The sequence below is a fragment of the Rhodanobacter aciditrophus genome (assembly GCF_042679525.1).
GTDB classification, from domain to species: Bacteria; Pseudomonadota; Gammaproteobacteria; order Pseudomonadales; family Marinomonadaceae; genus Marinomonas; species Marinomonas aciditrophus.
Genome location: NZ_JBHTMN010000004.1, coordinates 126830 through 148121, shown reverse-complemented (window position 1 = coordinate 148121; position 21292 = coordinate 126830). Strand labels below are relative to the sequence as shown.

Below are 21292 nucleotides of genomic sequence, written 5' to 3'. Positions count from 1 at the left end.
GCCATTGGCCTACTCTAAATAACCTTAAAGGTCCTCACCCCGCTCTTTCGCAAGCTTAATAAAGCGCCTATGGATACGCCGAGTAGCCCACCAGACACCACCTATCACCAAGGGCACTGACACACCTACCGCCAGGCTCTTATCGATTGGCGCACCGTGCTCATAGGCGGCTTCGATTAGGTATTTGATCAATCCAATACTGTAGTAAGAAATGGCCGCCACTGACAGGCCTTCTACCGTATGCTGCATGGCCAGCTGAATCTTAGAGCGACGATCCATAGAAGCTAACAGGTGTTGGTTTTGAGATTGAATGGTCATTTCCACTCGGGTGCGCATCATGTCCGATACTCGGTCAATACGCCGCGAAAGGTTTTCTAAATGGTCACTGGTAGCCTTGCAGGTACGCATGGCCGGAGTCAGACGACGAGTCATAAACTCAGTAATGGTTAAGTGTCCAGACACCTCGTCTTCTTTCAATTCGTTCAAGCGAATGAGCACCAGATCATGGTAGGCAGATGTAGCACTAAAGCGGAAGGTGGTTTTAGCTCGGGCTGCTTCTACCCATGCCGCCATATCAATAATCTGTGTAAGGACCGCCTGCTCGTCCACTTCCGCTTCCGTCTCCGCTAATTGTGCGGTCAACTCGGATAATCGTTGGTCCATGGTGGCAAGTCGTTGGTTATACAAACGCGCCGTGGGCAAACCTAACAAAGCAAACAGTCGGTAGGATTCGATCTCAATTAAACGCTGCACCATCCGGCCCAACTGACTGTCACTCATATTGCGGTTGTACACCAGAATACGACCACAGCCATCGCTATGCACTTGGAAAGTGGTCCATACTTGTGCGTCGCCGTTTTGTGGCCGACTGCCCACCAAGCGCATCCCTTCAAAGTAAGATTTCACATGGGCAAGTTCCGGCTCAGGCTGTTCTTTGGCATCTTCAATAGCCACATGAAACGCTGACACAACCGTACCTTCAATGCCTTCTATCCAATCCCTTGGCAAACAGCTTAAACCGTTATTGGCAAAAGGATCCGCTAGAAATGGCGCACCTTGGTTAATGATGGTGTAGGAAATAAACTCTAAGTGGGACTCACGACGAATACGAACATCACCAAACACCACTTCCAAACACACTGAATCTTTGGCTGGAGGTACTACCCCGTAACGCTCATACAGGGCAGAAAAATGCTGAAAATCACGGCGCTTCTGCTCAACATTCATCAGTACCGCAAGGTAGCTGACCCGAGCAGGACTGGCGATTACTTGGAAAGGACGTGAATGCAACTCAGCGTATAAATCATCACGCTGAGAATGCATGGTTAACCCATAAGGATTGACGACGGGATTCACTGGCAACTCGCTTTTTTATTTTGCTAAAGGGGTAGCTAAATCATTGGCTTTATTGGATTTCAATGCAACCTCAGTCGCTTTTAAATCACACGAATTATTTCGATCTTTACATGAGAAATCTCTATATAGGTTTTGCTAACAGATTCACTCACGTCACCTTGATGTCACATTCCCTTGGCAAACTGGTCGTCCATGCTAGAAAAGGTAATTTCGATGTTTTACCCATTCCGACGTCGACCAGCACTGCGCCCATCCAGTCTTAATACCATTCAATTGGAACAAGAAGCCCCGATTCACCGGGTAGATGATCGCTACTTATCTTTCTCCATCGACATCTCTTTAATCATTGGCGGACAGTGGTGGGAAGGCAGTAACGACTCTAAGCGTGGCCTTGGCACAAATCGAGTCCCCCCCCTCAATTTACAACATCCTAAGCTCAATCAATTTGTGTCCCACTTACAACCCGCTTACCTAAGAGTGGGGGGAAGCGAAGCGGATACCATTCACTATTTTTGTTCTCAGGATGCCCCCAACGACAAGGAGCCAGAACTGTCGGAAGCCATTTGGAATCGATTATTAGACTTCATTAAACAGCACCAACTGAAGTTTATGTTCACCTTCAAATACGGGGCATTTGATCGTTCGCGACATGGTAATTGGAATGGTGCAGACAGTGCAGCCCTTCATCAACACGCCCTTAAACGTGGCGTGGAAATCGACGTCTGTGAATTAGGGAATGAGCTAAATGCCTATTGGGCTTTTCATGGTATGCGCGCCCAGCCTAAAGCTAAACAACTGGCATTGGATTATCAGCGCTTTATTAATCAAGTACGTTTAATGAGCCCAAACAGCCGTATCGCGGGGCCTGGGAGCGCATTTTGGCCCCTATTAGGGGAAACCATTAAACCCTTCTCTAATATCACCCCTACGTTTCTAGAGCAGCTAGCCGGTCAACTGGACATAGTGGACTGGCACTATTACCCATTCCAAAGTCAACGGTCTCCAATACGAACCCGCACCGCCCGCTTAGAAAAACTCTTAGACCCTAACTCTTTAAGGGACTTTGAAACCTATTCCAACCGATTAAATCAATATCGTCTGGCTTATCAGCCTCAAGCGGAATTATGGACCGGCGAGTCCGGCTCTGCCCAATGCGGGGGACAGCCCAAACTATCAGATCGATTTGCCTCCTGTTTTTGGTGGGCAGATCAATTAGGTCGTGGAGCACGCCTTGGACAAAAAGTCATGATTCGTCAGTCGTTAATCGGCGGGGATTATGGCTTGATACAGCGGGAAAGTTTAAAACCCAACCCAGATTTCTGGGTCAGTTGGCTATGGAAAAGACTTATGGGGCCTGACGTGTATTCGGTGTCGAGCCAGAACCCAAACCTAATCGTCTATTGTCATGGGGGGCATAAACGCTATCGCCGCACCTTACTGATCATCAATATGACCAACCAACCCCAGCGAGTACGCTTTCAAAACGTTGGTAAGGCCAAGCGCCGTTTTGAAGTCACAGGGGCAAAGCTCACCAGCAAAAAACTTCTAATTAATGGAGTAGAGCCAAAATTCCGCAAGGGCAAGGTATCTCTTAAGGACTTTCCGAAACTCTCCAAATTAGACCTAGTGAGCCCTTACAGCATTAGTTTTTGGGTCTTTTCTGACGCTCAGGAGTATGCGAATTCCGCTTCCAGCCTGGACGCCCCTTCACCACCAATGTGATCTAAAAATGCCTGCATCACTGGTGTAGGCTGCTTGCTACTGGGGTACACGGCACACCAACTTCGTTTAAGCGGAAATCCCTTGATACTAGGAGATACCAAAGTCCCTAAACGAAGCTCCGCGAGCACGTTGGCATAGGGCAACACCGCCACCCCCAATCCCGCTAAAACCGCATGCTTAGTGGCTTCGTTTGATCCAAGCTCCATTACTGGCTTAAGTTGCACCCGCTGGCTCTTACACCAGTCTTCAATGGCTGCCCGAGAGCCAGACCCCAACTCACGCATCAATATTCCCGCGTCAAAAAATGCCTGCTGGTCGATATTCTCCCGCTGCAAAATAGGATGCCCAGCTTTCACCACGGGTATCAAAGGGTTGTCAAAGAAGGGCTGACGGCTCAGTAAGCGGGTGTCTGGCACGATTCCCATAATCACCATGTCATCTCGGTTTTGCAGCAGGCGCTCTGTGGCGTTGGCTCGGTTGAGCACCGTCAGACGCGCGTTCACTTGGGGGTAACGCTCCAAAAAGCCTTTTAACAGATAAGGCACTATGATCTCCGCGGAACTCACCACACAGATTCTTAGCTCTCCACGAAGCTGCCCCTCTAATTGGTAAAGATTCATTTGCAGGGATTCCAGATCACTGAATATGCCACGAATCACCTGCTCAAGCTGCTCTCCAGCAGGAGTCACGTAAAGCTGCTTACCCACATAATCAAACATGGGCTGACCTAGAGCGCTTTCTAACTGCCGCATCTGAGCACTCACCGCAGGTTGTGTCAGCCCTAACTGCTCTGCCGCTTTGGAGTAACTCAGTTTGCGGAACACCACTTGAAACACCTGTAGCTGCCTAAAAGTGAGCCTATTTAGCAACTGATTTAATGTATAAGCCATCACTAACCTACTGAATTATTTGAACTTTAAAACAACTATAAGCCATTGCTTATAGTTTACCAAAAAAATATCAATTTTTTATTTAACTCTAGATCCAATACTGTAATTCCCATGCTTCGAATGAGCACATGGAGACCGTCATGCTAAAAAAAATACTAATTGCTAACCGTGGAGAAATTGCCGTACGTATCGTACGGGCCTGCGCCGAAATGGGAATACGTTCGGTTGCCATCCACACCGAAGCAGATCGAAATGCCCTACACGTTAAACGTGCAGATGAAGCCTACAGCATGGGAGACGACCCACTAGCGGGTTACCTAGATGCTCGCCGTATCGTTAACCTAGCGGTTGAAACCGGTTGTGATGCCATCCACCCAGGCTATGGCTTTTTGTCTGAGAACGCGGAATTCGCAAAAATTTGCCAAGAGCGAGGCATCACCTTTATCGGCCCTAAAGCGGATGTGATCTCAAAAATGGGTGACAAAACCCAAGCTCGAAAAAGCATGATCGCCGCTGGGGTCCCTGTTACTCCCGGCTCAGAAAACAATCTTACTGACATCGATGAAGCCATTAAGCTGGCCAATACCATTGGCTACCCTGTGATGTTGAAGGCGACATCCGGCGGTGGCGGCCGAGGTATCCGCCGTTGTGACAGCGAAAAAGAACTTCGTGATCAGTACCCTCGTGTTATCTCTGAGGCCACTAAAGCATTTGGCTCTGCCGAAGTCTTTTTAGAAAAGTGCATCCTTGACCCTAAACACATCGAAGTGCAGATTTTGGCCGACAGCCAAGGGGAAGCCATTCATCTCTATGAGCGGGATTGTTCAATTCAACGCCGAAACCAGAAACTGATCGAGATTGCCCCCAGCCCACAATTAACCCCGGAACAACGCTCCTACGTGGGTGAACTGGCCGTTAAGGCAGCAAAAGCTGTGGGTTATGAAAATGCCGGTACCGTAGAATTCCTTGTCACGGGCAATGACATCTACTTTATGGAGATGAACACCCGAGTTCAGGTTGAGCACACCATTACCGAACAAATCACCGGTGTAGACATCGTCCGTGAGCAAATCCGTGTGGCGTCAGGCTTGCCGTTGAGCTATCGCCAAGAAGACATTTCCTTCCGTGGTTTTGCGCTGCAATTCCGTATTAACGCGGAAGACCCTAAGAATAATTTCTTACCAAGCTTTGGCCGCATTACCCGTTACTACGCTCCGGGTGGCCCTGGTGTACGCACCGACACAGCCATCTACACGGGGTACACCATCCCGCCCTATTTTGACTCCATGTGTTTAAAACTAGTGGTCTGGGCACTTACGTGGGAAGACGCTTTAGACCGTGGCGCTCGCGCCCTAGCGGACATGCGTGTGCAGGGCGTGAAAACCACCGCCAACTATTACCAAGAGATTCTAAAGAACGAAGAATTCCGCAGTGGCAGCTTTAATACGAGCTTCGTTCCTAATCACCCAGAGCTACTGAATTACTCCGACAAACGTGCACCAAGTGAAATTGCATTAGCCATTGCCGCCGCAATCGTCGCTCACGCGGGTGTTTAGGAAAAAGAATTAGGAGAAAAACAAACATGAGTAAAGTTCTAGTTACCGACGTTATCCTACGAGACGCTCACCAATCTCTGATTGCTACCCGCATGCGCACCGAAGACATGCTGCCTATCTGTGACAAGCTGGATCAAGTGGGTTTTTGGTCTCTTGAAGTCTGGGGTGGCGCCACCTTTGACGCCTGCGTTCGCTTCTTAAAAGAAGACCCTTGGGAACGCTTGCGGGAGCTTCGTAAAGCACTGCCAAACACCCGTCTACAAATGCTACTGCGAGGACAAAACCTGCTTGGCTACCGCCATTACGCAGACGATGTAGTGGAATCCTTTGTGGCAAAAGCCGCAGAAAACGGCATTGATGTGTTTCGAGTATTCGACGCATTGAATGACCTACGCAACTTAGAAACGGCCATCAAAGCGGTGAAAAAAGCGGGCAAACATGCCCAAGGCACGATTTGCTACACCACCAGCCCGGTTCACACTCCGGCACTGTTTGTGGAACAGGCTAAGGCCTTGAAAGACATGGGGGCAGATTCCATTGCCATCAAAGATATGGCAGGTCTGCTAACCCCATACGATACCTATGACCTAGTGAAAGCCATCAAAGCTGAGATCGACCTCCCCCTGTTTATCCATAGCCACTCTACAGCAGGCTTAGCACCACTTTGCCAACTAAAAGCTATTGAAGCTGGGGCAGAGCACATCGATACAGCCATTTCCGCCTTTGCCTCTGGCACTAGCCATCCAGCCACGGAATCACAAGTGGCCGCACTGAAAGGCACCCGATGGGACACAGGACTGGATCTGGAGCTGCTGTCTGAGATTGCAGACTATTTCCGTGAAGTACGTAAAAAATACCACCAGTTTGAAAGCGAGTTCACCAAAGAAGACATTTCGGTACAGATCAACCAAGTACCGGGCGGCATGATGTCGAACCTTGCCAACCAGCTTAAAGAACAACAAGCACTGGATCGCATCCGCGACGTGTTTGCTGAGATCCCTCGAGTACGTAAAGACCTAGGTTACCCGCCATTGGTGACGCCCACTTCGCAAATCGTAGGCACGCAAGCGGTAATGAATATCTTGGCTGGAGAACGCTACAAAACCATCACCAATGAGGTGAAGCGTTATCTACAAGGTGGCTACGGTCACCCGCCAGCGCCAGTGGACCCAGAGGTGCGCACCAAAGCTATTGGTAAAGAAGACGTGATCGAAGGTCGCCCTGCGGACGCATTGGGGGCAGAAATGGCCCGTCTTCGCACAGAAATTGGCGACCTAGCTCAGTCTGAAGAAGACGTTTTGACCTATGCCATGTTCCAAGACATTGGTAAGCAGTTCCTTGAACAGCGTGCCGCGGGCACCCTAGTACCAGAACCCCTGTCACCACCGGTCGCCCCTAATGCCAAAGGCTCAGCAGGCATCTCCACGGAGTTCAAGATCGATGTGCACGGTGAGACTTACCAAGTTGAGATCACAGGCGTTGGTGGTGACTCCAGTGGCAAACGCCATGTCTACCTCACACTGGACGGCATGCCAGAAGAAGTGCTGTTTGAATCCCTTAACGAGTACGAAGGTAATGCCAGCTCAGCCAGCAAACGCACAAAAGCTTCAGGCCCAGGTGACATCACAACGGGCATGCCGGGCAATATTGTGGATGTTTTAGTGCAAGTTGGCGACGACGTCACTGCTGGGCAAGCGGTACTGATTACCGAAGCCATGAAAATGGAAACTGAAATTCAAGCCCCTATCGCGGGCAAGGTTGCCGCCGTCAATGTGACGAAAGGCGACCGGGTAACCCCTGGGGAAACCCTCATCGAAATTATTCCACACTAACTTTAGTGTGTTGTTCGTTCAGGGAAGCTTTGCTTCCCTTTTTTTTGTCCGTTTGGCTAGGATCTTGCTTATAAAAACATGAAAAAGCGACTACAGTTTCACTAGACATTTGAAACTGATCAACAGGAACAAGTCGCACATAAATACCACAAGGAGTACTGCATGTTTTGGCGACGCAATAAAGCCAGCTCATTCATCGCCTATGCCATTGTTCTTTTCTTTATCTTTGATGGGCTTGCACTGGGATTAAACGTTTGGATTACAGAAAAAATCCAAAACCATGCTGTCGAGCTTAACTTAGCAGGCCGTCAGCGTATGCTGACGCAAAAAATTGTAAAAGAGTTTTTATCCACGCCACCTGGTGCTGCGTCATCCGAACGGCTTGCCTTACTAGCACAAACCACCACCCTATTTGATCGCACTCTGAATGCTTTTCGTCAGGGCGGCACCACAGTTAACACTGACAATTCCTTGGTTACCATTAAGAGCTTTAGCCCTCGCCCCTACTCCAACATTATAGAAACCAGTTGGACTATATGGTCACCCCTTAGGGAGTCTATTTACCAATACACCAAAACACCCACTCCGGAATTGTTTATTAGGCTAAATCAGCAACTGCAGGAGCATAATCTAACTCTGTTAAATAATATGAATGATCTTGCGTTTGCCATTGAGAGCCAGGCCCGTTCTGAAACTTACCAAATTAGAGTTTATCAAGCCGTGGCATTAGCACTGGCCATATTAAATTTTATCGCCGCCTCGGTATTCTATCGTCGCCGAGTGAAAGAGTTAGAAAGTGAACACTCTCTCATTGACGCCTTACTTAATGACATGCCCTCTGCCATGGTCTTCACAGACAGTGAAGGATATTTATTGAACGAAAACCCACGATTTATAGAGCTACTGGGGATTTCGCACACAGAACTTAAACAACACCGCATACAAGATCTCATTACTCCCGATGAGAACAACTCGGGCTTTTGGACATTGTCAGACATAGCCTTTAATCGAGCCCGTCTAAAGGTTGAGCAATCTTGCGCCACCGATGGGGAACAAGCTATTACCGTATGGCGCATTGAAGACGTAAGTAAAGACTGTGAGAAGCAGGAACAACTTGCCACCTTGGCATTCACAGACCCATTAACCAAACTACTCAACAGAGCGGCTTTTGAACAACATCTCAAAGAGGTCACCCCTGCTTTATCTTCAGCCCATAATCACTGCCTTATGTTTATTGATTTAGATGGTTTTAAACAGGTAAACGATTTATTTGGCCACAATAAAGGCGACCAGGTTCTAAAAGAAGTAGGAACTCGTTTACAGGGGTTTTGTGAGCAAGATGCCTGTGTGGCTCGCCGTGGGGGTGATGAGTTCACCCTCCTTGCCACCAATCTAGAAACTCATACCCAAGCGGAGAAATTAGCTTCGTCCATTATAGAGGCCCTAAGCGCCCCTTATAAAAACTTAGAAAACCAGGTAAACATTAGTGCCAGCATTGGACTTGTGATCTTTAACAATAACCAGTCAAATCTAATAGAGCTGATAAACACCGCCGATCACGCCATGTACATGGCGAAACAAAGCAGCGAACCAATACGCATCCATACCACTGACCTCACCCTTGACCATAATGCAACTTGATAGGAGAGCTCATCTTCTAGCAATATCTGCGATGAAAACAGTGACCCTATAAATGTGAAATAGTTGCGTAAGTCAACCAAATACCTCGCTGAACGATTGTGTTAGTCAGCAGATCAATATAAATTAATAATCATTCTCAAATAAAAAAGAGCTAAGAACCACTATGGCTAAACCAGAACCTAAATTATTTACCGTTGTGCGTAGCGAATATGTCACACCTAATATGCTTCGTGTCACCGTTGGTGGCGAGGCTATGAAGAACTTCCCTAAGGATCAAGAAAGCGGCTACATAAAGCTTATTTTTCCATCCGAACATGGTCGACTGATGCGAACCTACACCATTCGCAAACAGCGAGAAGATGAAATGGACATCGACTTTGCTATTCATGGTGAAGGCGAACATCAAGGCATCGCCTGTAAATGGGCATTGAACGCTCAACCAGGGGATGAAATTTTGATTGGCGGCCCTGGCCCTAAAAAACTCGCCTCCGAGAATACTGATTGGATGTTGTTTGTGGGCGACATGACCTCTCTACCCGCCATCAGCGTGAATTTAGAGCAGTTACCAACTGACGCAAAAGGCTATGCGCTTTTAGAAGTTCAAACTGAATCGGATATTCAACCACTGAATAAGCCAGAAGGCATCCAAATTAAATGGCTGATCAACGATCGTCCAGGACAGGACAGCAACGCCCTATTGGACAACATTAAGTCTCTAGACTGGTTAGACGGCAGTTTATCTTTGTGGGCCGCTTGTGAATTCAGCTCAATGCGCAATATTCGAGCTTATTTTAAAGATCGTGGAGACGTCTCTAAAGCCGATTTCTATGTTTCCAGCTATTGGAAAATGGGATTGAACGAAGACCAACACAAAGTTGAAAAGCGCAATGACTTGGATGCTATCGAAGCCTGATAGCATCCATGAAGAGGAACATCTTAGGAAGGCTGCTTATCAAAAGTTTTAACGCCTTCCGGGATCTGATACCACTCTTGCTTTTCACTGACCCAGATGTGAGCGACTGGCTGAATTATGCTTGTATCTGTCAAATTCGAAGGCTTTAGCTTGATGGCTGTCGGATTTGCTGGGTCAAAGTGGTAAATTCTATTACCACATGTGGAGCAAAACTTCGCCGCAGACCTATTACCGCTGTCTGCCATGCGGCTCCACTCACTAAGATCTCCCGAGATCTTTAAATCTGCTAGATCCACCATTGCCGTAATACTAAAAGCACTGGTAGACAACTTCTGACACTCTTTACAGTGGCAAGCCACCACAAGCTTAGGTGGCGCAAGTAACTCATACGTTACCTTGCCGCACTGACATGCTCCAGATATCGGGTAATTGGCCATTCTTTGACTTCCATTAAGGCTGGGATAAGAAACCAAAGCTACCATAAAACACATAATCTTGAGAAATAGGAGCATTACAATTCGGCGAATTTTTTATTTTATAGTGACTTTTCGTTTGTAAAGAAGTTGTTTGATTGTGGATCTGAAAATGGGCTGAACACCCATACCTATTTAACTAAAAGGACTACACATTATTTTTAGACTTAACAATATGCAAGTTAGAGAAGGCCTATTGCGTAGCTACAAACCTCTGAATATTCTGACACCTTCTGACAGATTAAAGTGCGGGAGCGCTACCGTGAAAATACTCATACGCAAAAAACGATTTGGTTCCTTGTCGTCCCTATTATTTCTGACGCTGTTACAGCCTGCTGCTAACGCTAAAGACCTATCAGGTTCAGACAAGACAGATTTGAATGACTTTGAAGTAAAAGTCTATGAGTCGGAACACCGTACCGTAAAAACAGATAATGCTTACCCTACCAGTGTTATTTACCCTGAAAAACAGCAGCTCGCACTGTCCATTAGCAATGTTCACAACTACGCTTACAAACAAAGCATCACCCAAGCCTTTACCGCCTATTATGAAGCCTTGGATGAGCTAGAAGAGAACTACCAAGAAAGTGTCGATCAAGTGTTAGATCAGTATGAAAATGACCTAAAGCAAGTCAAACTGTCTGGTGGCACTGAGCTTGATACCACCACAGCACGTAGCATTGCAGAGAAAATGTTAGCTACTTTGAAACAAGAACGAGATGAAAAACGCAATGAATTACGCATGCTTTACCACATCACTTAATGCACATGCCAAAGACGAATATAAAAAGGGGGCGATGAACGCCCCCTTTTTTGTTTACACCCGTTAGAACTTGATATGGTTCGGTCTAAAGCTTCTCGTAAACCGTCGCAATCCCCTGCCCCATACCGATACACATGGTTGCCAAACCAAATTGCACATCTTTCGCTGCCATTTGATGTAACAAGGTCGTGGAAATACGAGCGCCAGAACAACCCAGTGGATGCCCTAGGGCGATTGCACCACCGTTTAGGTTTACCTTGTCTTCCATCTGATCCAGCAATTTCAGATCTTTAAGAACAGGTAGCGATTGTGCCGCGAAAGCTTCGTTAAGCTCAACTAAACCAATATCGTCAATCGTCAACCCAGCGCGCTTAAGCGCCTTCTTAGTTGCGGGTACTGGGCCATAACCCATAATCGCTGGATCACACCCAGCTAGCCCCATGCTGTGCACCCGAGCCATTGGCTTTAAGCCTAATTCTTGCGCTTTTTGCGCAGACATCATTAACAAGGCAGACGCACCGTCTGATAAGGCAGAGGAAGAGCCCGCTGTGACTGTTCCCCCTTTAGGCATGAAGACTGTTGGCAGTGCCGCCAAACCTTCAAGAGAGGTTTCTGGGCGAATCACCTCATCGATCTCAGCCAAGACTTTATTGCCCACGCTGTCGTGGCCTTCAACCGGCACGATCTCAGCGGCAAAGCGACCTTCTAGGGTTGCTTCATGGGCTTTTTGATGCGAACGCAAGGCAAACTGATCCTGAGCCTCACGGGAGATACCGTGCATTTTACTTAGCATTTCAGCCGTGACTCCCATCATCATGGAGGCCTTGGCCATGTGCTTTGACAGCTCAGGGTTCACATCGACGCCATGCATCATGGACACGTGGCCCATGTGTTCGACACCACCCACCACAAAGATATCGCCTTGGCCTGTCATAATCGCTTGAGAAGCCGTATGAATGGCGGACATGGAGGAACCACATAAGCGGTTAACCGTTTGCGCTGCGGTCGTCACAGGCATTCCAGCCAGCAGGGCCACCGCACGGGCCATGTTAAAACCCTGTTCTAGGGTTTGGTTCACACATCCCCAGATCAAGTCTTCGATGTCTTTAGGGTTTACCTCAGGGTTGCGCGACAATAAAGCTTTTACAACTTCCGCTGACAAACTTTCTGAGCGAACATTGCGATATATACCGTTTTTAGATTTCCCCATCGGAGAACGTATCGCGTCGACAATAACGACATCGTTTGGATTCATTTTCATGATATAGCTCCTAATTCTTCCCGTGATGGATTAATGGTTATGGTAACGACTTTGTGATGCCGCCATATCACGCATGGTTTGCGTTGGCTCATACAACTTACCTAAATGCTGGAAGCGATCTGCAAGTTCACAGAATGCCGCCAACCCCATTTCATCCATGTAGTGCAACGCGCCACCGAGATAGGGAGGGAAACCAATACCATAGATCAAGCCCATGTCCGCTTCGGCAGCGGAAGCAACGATGTTTTCTTCCAAACAACGGGCTGTCTCAATACACAAAGGAATCATCATACGAGCAATAATATCTTCGTCAGAAAACTCTGCAGAATCTACGTGGATTTCCTTGATCATTTTTTGAGCTTCTTCTGAAGGGAGCTTTTTAGGTTTACCCTTGCGATCTACTTCATATTGGTAAAAGCCCTGACTCGTTTTCTGACCGTATCGGCCCGCTTCATAGAAACAATCGATAGCATTTGTTCCCTCATGCCCCATTCGATCAGGGAAGCCTTCAGCCATCACCTGGTCCGCATGGAAAGCCGTATCAATACCTACCACATCGAGTAAGTACGCAGGGCCCATTGGCCAGCCGAATTTTTCCATAACCTTGTCAACATTTTGGTAATCCGCTCCGTCACGCAATAGAGCCGAGAAGCCAGCAAAGTATGGGAACAAGACTCGGTTCACCAAGAATCCTGGGCAATCGTTCACAACAATTGGGGTTTTACCCAATGCTTGAGCATAGGCTACGGTCTTGGCAATCGTGGCATCAGAAGTCTTCTCTCCACGGATCACCTCTACTAGGGGCATGCGATGCACAGGATTAAAGAAATGCATGCCACAGAAGTTCTCAGGGCGCTTCAGAGCACTCGCCAACAAGTTGATAGAGATCGTTGAAGTATTGGAAGCCAGAACGGCATCGTCACTGATTTGAGACTCCGTCTCAGCCAATACAGATTGCTTCACTTTTGGGTTCTCAACCACAGCTTCCACAACCATGTCCACGTTACTGAATTCACCATACGTTAAAACTGGGGTGATTTTACCTAGCGCGGTCATCGCTTTGTCTGTGGTCAGTTTGCCCCGCTCAACTTGCTTACCAAACAACTTGCTTGCTTCATTCATACCCAGATCTAGAGCTTCTGGTCGAATGTCTTTCATAATGATTGGCGTGCCTTTTGACGCAGATTGGTAGGCAATGCCGCCCCCCATGATGCCGGCCCCAAGCACCGCCGAGTGAGCAATTTTGCTACTTTCTTTGCTGTAAGATCCCGCGGCTTTTTTCACTACCTGATCATTCAAGAAAAGACCCACTAATGAGCGAGCAACCGGAGATTTCGCCAGTTTTACGAAGCCTTTGATTTCCGTTTCGATCGCTTTGTCGATCGGTTGGAAAATGCCTTTTTCAATGGCTTTGATGGCTTCCATTGGCGCTGGGTAATGTTTACCCGCTTTGGCACCCACTACACCGCGCACGGATTCAAACACCATCATTTTTTCAATCGGAGAGAATGTCATTGGGGCACGCAAAGCATCTCGGCGAGCTTGCCAATCAAACTTACCTGCAACCGCTTGTGAAATAAGGTGGTAGGCCGATTCTAATACTTGGGCCGTATCCACCACAGCGTCCACAGCACCGTCTTTCATTGCATCTGCGCTACGCTTCTGTGCACCGCTGCAAATCCATTCACAGGCATTGTCTGCGCCGATCAGTCGAGGTAAACGCACCGTTCCGCCCCAGCCAGGGTAAATACCTAACTGAGTTTCCGGTAGGCCAATTTTTGCAGTTTGCCCCATGACACGATAATCACAGGCCAGAGACAATTCAAAACCACCACCTAATGCTAGGCCATTAATGGCCGCAACCGTTGGGAAAGGTAGATTGGATAACTCTGAGAAAATATCATGGGTATCACGTAATCTTTGGGAAAGGTCTTCATCGTTAAGCTGAAACCACCCCATGAACTCGGTGATATCTGCCCCTACGACAAATGCATCTTTAGCACTACAAATCACTAAACCACGCACATCGTCTGCCGTCTTTAGTTGCTCAATCGCTTGCGAAAGCTCGCCTAATGCCAAAGCCCCAAATTTATTGACAGAACTGTCTTTCAGATCTAGCGTCAATGTCGCTATCCCATCGTCACCTGATGCCAATCGAAGTGATTTACCTTCGAAGATCATAGTCGCCTCCACCTTTTATTATATGGCCTTACGGCTCACCGCGCTGATGCGCACATTAATTTTTATTCCGTTAGTAAAGATTAGTTTGATGGGTATTTTCCTCAATAACAAAAAAGCCCCTGTTTTATGACATTTTGTCGCAACAAAATTTTTAAAGATCAAAAAAAGCCCCAATCAAGCGGGTCGATTGGGGCAGAGTCTGAGGTTGGCGAACTAGGAGCATAGCCTATTAGGGATAAACCATACTGTTTAAATTATAGACAGGTTTGGGGGTTATGCGAGTTTTCGCCATGTAAATTCCATGGTTAAATTATGCACATTATTGTCCGCCTTTCCCTTGAATAAAGCTTGCGAACTGGGCGATGGCCTCTGGAGATTTCAGTCTATCTTTGAAAATCCGCCCTTCCCGCATCAACGCCATTTGCACGTCATCAATGGTTCGGCATTTCAATAATTCTTTAGATAGCAGCACAGCCTCCGTTGGCAGAGCACAAATTCGATTCGCGTAATGGGTCGCCATCTCCAATGCCTCTCCCGGCTCACACTGATGGTTGACCAGGCCAAGCTCTGACGCATATTCCGCCGTCAGTGGCTCCCCAAGCATGAGAATTTCAAAGGCCCTTTGATGACCGATGAGCTTTGGCAAGAGGTAACTGGAGGCTGCTTCCGGCACCAGTCCGAGTTGCACAAAGGGCAACACCATTTGCGTATTTCGGGCCGCAATCACCATGTCGCAATGGAGTAATAAAGTACTGGCGACGCCTACCGCCCACCCCTCAACTGCTGCAATCAAAGGCTTTTTATAGGCGGTTAAAGCCTGCAAAAAGGCCATCACAGAAGCCATTTTCTCCGGAGATTTGGCAATTTCTACGAATTCTCGAATATCATTGCCAGCCGAAAAATCAGGGCCCGTTCCTGTAATCAAGGTCACCTTAACTTGATCGTTTTTCTCCGCTCGATGTAACGCTTCACTGAGCATTTGATACATGTCGACTGTGATCGCGTTTTTCTTATCGGGACGGTTCAAACAGATGGTATGAACACCCTGCTCGATGGACTCGTTGATGTGATCATTCATGGGACTTTTAACCCCTATTTGCTCAGGAAACCAGTGCTAAAGACAAACACTGGCTCTGTGGCCAAAGTAGACACAGAGCCATATCCGTTAACGTAATGCTCGTCGCAGAACCTTACCAACGTTGGTTTTAGGAAGCTCAGAACGAACTTCAAACTGATGGGGTACCTTGTAAGCTGCAAGGCTTTCGCGACAAAACTTAACCATGGCATCTTCGTCAAGGCTAACGCCCGCCTTTAACACCACAAACGCTTTTACCGCTTCACCGGTTTTTTCATTTTCAACCCCAATGGCGGCCGCTTCGAGCACGTCTGGATGTTGAGTTAATACGTCTTCTACTTCCGTAGGATACACATTAAAGCCAGACACAATGATCATGTCTTTTGCTCGATCTACAATGCGAATAAAGCCATCTTCTTGAATCGAAGCAATATCACCTGTGATGAAGTAACCATCAGAAGTCGTCACATCTTGGGTGGCCTTCTCACGATGCCAATAACCACGCATCACTTGAGGTCCACGGACGCATAACATGCCTGGCTCTCCTGCTGGTAGCGTATTGCCATTGTCATCAATGACTTTCACGTCTGTTTCATCGACCGCCTTACCAATGGTGCCGAGCTGTTCTTTACCAACAGGATTAAAGGACACCACAGGTGAGGTTTCGGTTAAGCCATACCCTTCTGTAATTTGGCAGCCGGTGACATCTTTCCAGCGTTCTGCCGCCGCATGGGTGAGCGCCATACCACCAGAAGCGGTTAATTTTAATCCTGAAAAATCCAACGCTCTGAAGTCTTCTCGATTACACAAGCCAGCAAACAAGGTATTAAGACCAATAAAGCCAGTAATACGCCATTTACTAAGTTCTTTAACAAAGGCAGGTAAATCCCTTGGGTTTGGAATAAGAATGGTATGAGCACCAAACTCAAGCAGGGTCAAAGCGTGAATCAGAAAAGCATAAATGTGATACAAAGGCAGCGGAGCAACAAAGATTTCCTTACCTTCATCTAATACCGTTTCCAGTCGCCCCTTGAGCTGCTGCATATTGGCCAGCAAGTTGGCGTGGGTCAGCATTGCCCCTTTAGCAACACCGGTAGTACCACCAGTGTACTGTAGAACCGCTAAATCCGGATGGCTGAGACTAACGGCTTTAGGTTTATGGCCTGCTCCTAGTTTTAGAACTTCATTAAAAGTCATAGCAGTAGGGAGATGGTACGCTGGCACCATTTTTTTGACGTACTTCACTACCGAGTTAACTAATAAACGTTTCACCGGTGAATGCAGATCTGCAATTTCGGTCACAATGACGTGGCGAACTTGAGTTTTGGCAAGAATTTTCTCAACGTTTGCTGCCATGTTAGCAAACACAACCACTGCCTTGGCACCGGAATCATTAAACTGATGTTCTAACTCTTTAGGGGTGTACAAGGGGTTGGTATTGACTACGACTAAGCCGGCCTGCATCGCGCCAAACACAGCAATAGGAAACTGAATAACATTAGGAAGTTGAACCGCTATGCGATCACCAGGTTGCAGGTCCGTGTAATTCTGCAGGTAGGCTGTGAAGGCATCAGCCTTTTGTTTCAGCTCTTGATAGGTCAAGGTTCGACCAAGGCTCGTGAACGCAGGGAGCGCTCCGAATTTCGTACAGCCAAACTCCAAAACATCCACAACCGACTTAAAGCCGTGTGGGTTTAGGTTATCGGGTACGTAGCTGCCCGGCTCAAAATTAAGCTTGGCGGCAGTATTGTCGTTTAACATATAGCTTCTCCGTTATTGTCGTTATATGGAGATATAAAGTCGTTTCTGGTGATCGACGCGGGAAGCTCTCACTCCACGCGTCGTCCCTAATGAGTTAGGTATTAGGAAAAATTTCTGTCAGCTTGGTAGCCAGCATAATATCACCGTCCGCACGAATTTTACCTTCCATAAAGGCTTCCATTCCATCTAGCTCTCCCGCCATGACAGCCTCTAAAGTCTCAGAATCCATACTGAGTGTCACGGTTGGATCGTCGTGCTCCCCTTGAGCCAACTCACAGGAACCATTTGATACTATCACATAGTGATCATCGGCATCTTCCAATTCAAATTGGAAAATAGCGTCCATATCATCTGCCGCATTGGCATCAAAACGTTTTACCATTGCATCAAATATCATCTTAGCGTCACTCATAGATAAACTCCAAAAAATCTGTTATTTACTTCAATTAGCGTAAAAAGAACTGGTCTTCGTCCATTTCCATCAAGGAGCTCGCCCCGGACAACATCATCTGAGCATGGGCCTTGGTACGCGGCAGAATACGCTCAAAATAGAAGGTAGCTGTCTGCATCTTTGCTTTATAGAAAGCTTCTTCTGAGGTGCCTTCATTTAATTTTTGCTTCGCTACCAGCGCCATGCGCGCCCATAGGTACGCTAGGGTCACATAACCTGAATACATACAGTAATCCACTGAGGCAGCACCTACTTCATCTCGGTTCTTCATCGCTTTCATGCCCACTTTCAGGGTGATGTCCCCCCATTCTTTGTTTAATTCTGCTAGGGGCTTAATCAAATGTGCGATGCTCTTTTCTGAGCTGTTCGCTTTACAGAATTTATGGATCACCTTGGTGAAAGTCTTCAAGGTCGCACCTTGAGTCATTAACACTTTACGTCCCAAAAGATCTAACGCTTGAATGCCTGTGGTGCCTTCATAAAGCATGGAGATACGGCTATCCCGTACGTTTTGCTCCATCCCCCAATCTGCGATGTAACCATGACCACCAAAAATCTGTAGGCCTTGGTTTGCGGCCTCAAAGCCTGTCTCTGTCAAAAAGGCTTTAGCTATTGGAGTCAGCAAAGACAATAAAGTTTCCGCTTCCTCTTTTTCTGCGTCTGATCCAGTCTTAACAGTATCCACTAGAATGGAGCAGTAATGGATCAGGGCACGACCACCTTCAGCAAAGGCTTTTTGAGTCAGCAGCATTTTGCGTACGTCTGGGTGCACGATAATTGGGTCAGCCGCTTTGTCAGGAGCTTTAGCGCCAGTCAAAGAGCGCATTTGTAGACGATCTTTCGCGTAAGCCAAAGAGTTTTGGTAAGCCCATTCCGCATGGGCTAGGCCCTGTAAAGCCGTACCAAGACGGGCCGTATTCATAAAGGTAAACATGCAGTTTAGACCTTTATTAGGTGGACCAATTAGGAAGCCTTCGGCGCCATCGAAGTTCATGACACAGGTAGCATTGCCGTGAATCCCCATCTTGTGTTCGATTGACCCACAGGCAACTTGGTTGCGCTCGCCCACTTCTCCAGCCTCAGTGACTTTAAATTTTGGAACGATAAATAGGGAGATACCTTTGGTGCCTTCCGGCGCGTCAGGCAAGCGGGCCAATACGATGTGCACAATATTGTCTGCCATATCATGCTCACCGGCAGAAATGAAAATCTTGGTACCTGTGATGGCGTAACTGCCATTTTCGTTTGGCACTGCTTTGGTTTTTAGCATACCCAAGTCAGTCCCACAGTGAGGCTCTGTCAAGCACATGGTGCCAGTCCATTCTCCAGATACCAGCTTAGTTAGGTAGGCTTGTTTCTGCTCTTCTGTGCCGTGTTGCTCTAGGGTATTCATGGCCCCATGGCTCAATCCTGGGTACATGCTCCAAGCCCAGTTAGAGGTGGCAACCAGCTCAGTCACCATCATGCCAAGTGATTCAGGAAGGCCTTGCCCACCCATTTCAGGAGAATGAGACAGTGATGGCCAGCCACCTTCTACGTACTGCTGGTAGGCTTCTTTAAAACCTTCAGGGGTAGTGACTTGACCGTCTTTAAACTGACAACCCTGTTGATCACCCACTTGATTGAGAGGCGAAAGCACTCGCTCTGCAAACTTTGCCCCTTCTTCCAAGATGGCATCAATCATATCTGGGGTTGCGTCTTCTGCACCTGACAATTTGGCATAGTGATCGTGGATTCCGAGCACTTCCTCTGTAACGAATTTTAAATCTCGTAACGGTGCTTTGTATTCCGGCATGGTGTATTACCTCTGTATTGTTATTCTGCATCAGTAGGTTTGTATTGATGTATTAAGCTTTGTCTAAAGCCGCATTCCTCTCAATAACATTTAAAACCAACTTAAATAACAAAACGCGCCACGCAGACGCGTTTTACAACAGAGACCGATCTAAAAAACACTGATCCTACTCATAAATCCGGAAGGTGTTTTCTATGGTTTTCAACACCTCTGAAACACCGTCAAAATCTGAAAAAATGCATTCAAATCTTGAAGTTAGAGATGAATCACTGGGGCTGACATGAATCTCTTTGGAGGTAATATTGATGTTCATCACACGACCATCAATCTCCACAACACCTTTGAAACGCCAAAAGCTGTCACAATCGGTTAAAACTGAAACTAACTGATTAAATCGATCATCGGTAGCACTCAAAGCCCCCTCAGATAGCCACCCAACACTGAGTAGATTTTGATCAACTTTCTGATATCGCATGACCCCACCTCTTAACGCTGTTTGAACTTTGTTAATGCCATGGTCGTGATCGTGATCGTGATCGTGATCGTGGTCGTGGTCGTGGTCGTGGTCGTGGTCGTGGTCGTGGTCGTGGTCGTGGTCGTGAGAATGGGTGCGATGCTTGGTGTGTAAATCCAGCCAACTTAGGTCAAATGAACCCTGAGCACTCAAAGCCACCACAGACTTTGCATCTGCAAACTGTTTGGCGAACGTCACAAAACCTTCTTCATCCTTCTCGTCATAAGTATCTGCTTTACTCGCCAAAAGCACGTCCGCTTGCTCGATCTGATCAAAAAAAGCAGGGTGCCCTAGATACCTTGGATCGGACAAGTTACGTACATCCATAAGGCAAATAGAAGCCCTGATATCTAATACGCCCTGATAATGGTCGGCCAGCAACTGCTGCATGATTTGCTGGGGGTGTCCAATCCCAGTCGGTTCAATCAAAATTCGGCTAGGAGCAGCCTGTTTAATCAGTTCGTTTAAACCGACACTGAAGGCTGCAGAGGAAACACAACATAAGCATCCGCCGGGGACTTGTTTTATGGCAACTTGCTCAGTTTCTAAAAGCGCCCCATCTATCCCTACTTCACCAAACTCATTCACGAGTACTGCCCAGGACTCCCCGTCTGGCACCTGTTTTAGCAATTGTTTAATAAGAGTCGTTTTACCCGCCCCTAAAAACCCCGTAATGATGTTTACCTTGATCCCTTTATACGACATGAATCCTCTATCTACTGCTCTAATAAATCTCTTAATTCGGCTTCCGAATCAGGGCGCACGACGCGCCCAACTTCCTTACCGTTGCGCACTAAAATCAAAGTGGGCCACAATTTCACGCTAAAGTGTCGTCCTAGTCGCTTTCCTTTGCCGTCGAACACTTTTAGATGGGAAACATCCGAGTACTCATCCATAACGGATTCAATCACTGGCAACGCTTGTTTACAGTGACCACACCAAGGTGTACCGAACTCGATCAGCAGCTCGTCTTCTGCCTGCAAAACCTCTTCAACAACAAGATCTGAGTCATCGTAAGTTGGGTTGTACCCGGTCATGATATTCATACAGCTCTCCTTTACCTATATAACACCACGATTGAAATGCCCAATAAATTGGGAGCCTGACA

17 protein-coding genes are annotated in these 21292 nt (G+C 47.3%); 6 read left to right on the top strand and 11 right to left on the bottom strand.

Annotated elements, in window-relative coordinates; genetic code table 11:
• Positions 1 to 24: 24 nt before the first annotated feature.
• A complete protein-coding gene (locus ACFQ45_RS03410; RefSeq protein ID WP_377365349.1) occupies positions 25 to 1323 on the bottom strand; it encodes a DUF3422 family protein in 1299 nt (432 codons plus the stop codon).
• Positions 1324 to 1569: 246 nt separating this feature from the next.
• Here ACFQ45_RS03410 and ACFQ45_RS03405 point away from each other — a divergent pair, with 246 nt between their 5' ends.
• A complete protein-coding gene (locus tag ACFQ45_RS03405) occupies positions 1570 to 3078 on the top strand; it encodes a glycosyl hydrolase family 79 N-terminal domain-containing protein (RefSeq protein ID WP_377365347.1) in 1509 nt (502 codons plus the stop codon).
• Here ACFQ45_RS03405 and ACFQ45_RS03400 read toward each other — a convergent pair.
• The gene (locus ACFQ45_RS03400; protein ID WP_377365345.1) at positions 3024 to 3968 is read right to left on the bottom strand and encodes a LysR family transcriptional regulator; all 945 of its coding nucleotides are present in this window, start codon (positions 3966 to 3968) and stop codon (positions 3024 to 3026) included. The two genes, ACFQ45_RS03405 and ACFQ45_RS03400, sit on opposite strands and share 55 nt — an antisense overlap.
• Before the next feature lie 140 nt (positions 3969 to 4108).
• Here ACFQ45_RS03400 and ACFQ45_RS03395 point away from each other — a divergent pair, with 140 nt between their 5' ends.
• From ACFQ45_RS03395 to ACFQ45_RS03380, 4 genes are all read left to right on the top strand, one after another.
• Positions 4109 to 5524, top strand: a complete 1416-nt coding sequence (locus ACFQ45_RS03395) for an acetyl-CoA carboxylase biotin carboxylase subunit (protein ID WP_377365343.1) — start codon at positions 4109 to 4111, stop codon at positions 5522 to 5524.
• Between the two features lie 26 nt (positions 5525 to 5550).
• On the top strand, positions 5551 to 7356 hold the full coding sequence (gene oadA / locus ACFQ45_RS03390) for a sodium-extruding oxaloacetate decarboxylase subunit alpha (RefSeq protein WP_377365341.1): 1806 nt from the start codon (positions 5551 to 5553) through the stop codon (positions 7354 to 7356).
• Between the two features lie 162 nt (positions 7357 to 7518).
• Positions 7519 to 8997, top strand: coding sequence for a diguanylate cyclase domain-containing protein (locus tag ACFQ45_RS03385; protein ID WP_377365339.1), 1479 nt, complete (start codon positions 7519 to 7521; stop codon positions 8995 to 8997).
• Positions 8998 to 9160: 163 nt separating this feature from the next.
• Positions 9161 to 9910 (top strand): siderophore-interacting protein, encoded by a 750-nt coding sequence (locus ACFQ45_RS03380; RefSeq protein ID WP_377365338.1) that lies wholly within the window; start codon positions 9161 to 9163, stop codon positions 9908 to 9910.
• A 23-nt stretch (positions 9911 to 9933) separates the two neighbouring features.
• On the opposite strand, the gene ACFQ45_RS03375 is transcribed toward ACFQ45_RS03380, so the two are convergent.
• Positions 9934 to 10347: a GFA family protein gene (locus tag ACFQ45_RS03375; protein WP_377365336.1), complete on the bottom strand. Its 414-nt coding sequence runs from the start codon at positions 10345 to 10347 to the stop codon at positions 9934 to 9936.
• Between the two features lie 298 nt (positions 10348 to 10645).
• On the opposite strand from ACFQ45_RS03375, the gene ACFQ45_RS03370 reads away from it, so the two are divergent.
• Complete coding sequence (locus tag ACFQ45_RS03370) at positions 10646 to 11146, top strand: hypothetical protein (RefSeq protein WP_377365334.1); 501 nt, start codon at positions 10646 to 10648, stop codon at positions 11144 to 11146.
• An 85-nt stretch (positions 11147 to 11231) separates the two neighbouring features.
• Here the strand turns inward: ACFQ45_RS03370 and fadA are convergent, their stop codons facing one another.
• The 8 genes from fadA to ACFQ45_RS03330 form a co-directional block, all read right to left on the bottom strand.
• Positions 11232 to 12407 (bottom strand): acetyl-CoA C-acyltransferase FadA, encoded by a 1176-nt coding sequence (fadA, locus tag ACFQ45_RS03365; protein ID WP_377365332.1) that lies wholly within the window; start codon positions 12405 to 12407, stop codon positions 11232 to 11234.
• Positions 12408 to 12437: 30 nt separating this feature from the next.
• Positions 12438 to 14588, bottom strand: a complete 2151-nt coding sequence (fadB, locus tag ACFQ45_RS03360) for a fatty acid oxidation complex subunit alpha FadB (protein ID WP_377365331.1) — start codon at positions 14586 to 14588, stop codon at positions 12438 to 12440.
• A gap of 319 nt (positions 14589 to 14907) precedes the next feature.
• Entirely contained in the window at positions 14908 to 15666 is a 759-nt protein-coding gene (locus ACFQ45_RS03355) for an enoyl-CoA hydratase-related protein (protein WP_377365329.1), read from the bottom strand.
• 87 nt (positions 15667 to 15753) lie between these two features.
• Positions 15754 to 17424 (bottom strand): AMP-binding protein, encoded by a 1671-nt coding sequence (locus tag ACFQ45_RS03350; RefSeq protein ID WP_377365327.1) that lies wholly within the window; start codon positions 17422 to 17424, stop codon positions 15754 to 15756.
• Between the two features lie 94 nt (positions 17425 to 17518).
• Entirely contained in the window at positions 17519 to 17836 is a 318-nt protein-coding gene (locus ACFQ45_RS03345; protein ID WP_377365325.1) for an SCP2 sterol-binding domain-containing protein, read from the bottom strand.
• 34 nt (positions 17837 to 17870) lie between these two features.
• Positions 17871 to 19670, bottom strand: coding sequence for an acyl-CoA dehydrogenase C-terminal domain-containing protein (locus ACFQ45_RS03340; RefSeq protein ID WP_377365323.1), 1800 nt, complete (start codon positions 19668 to 19670; stop codon positions 17871 to 17873).
• Between the two features lie 166 nt (positions 19671 to 19836).
• Positions 19837 to 20889: a CobW family GTP-binding protein gene (locus ACFQ45_RS03335; RefSeq protein WP_377365321.1), complete on the bottom strand. Its 1053-nt coding sequence runs from the start codon at positions 20887 to 20889 to the stop codon at positions 19837 to 19839.
• Between the two features lie 11 nt (positions 20890 to 20900).
• Positions 20901 to 21230, bottom strand: coding sequence for a thioredoxin family protein (locus ACFQ45_RS03330; RefSeq protein ID WP_377365320.1), 330 nt, complete (start codon positions 21228 to 21230; stop codon positions 20901 to 20903).
• Positions 21231 to 21292 lie beyond the last annotated feature (62 nt).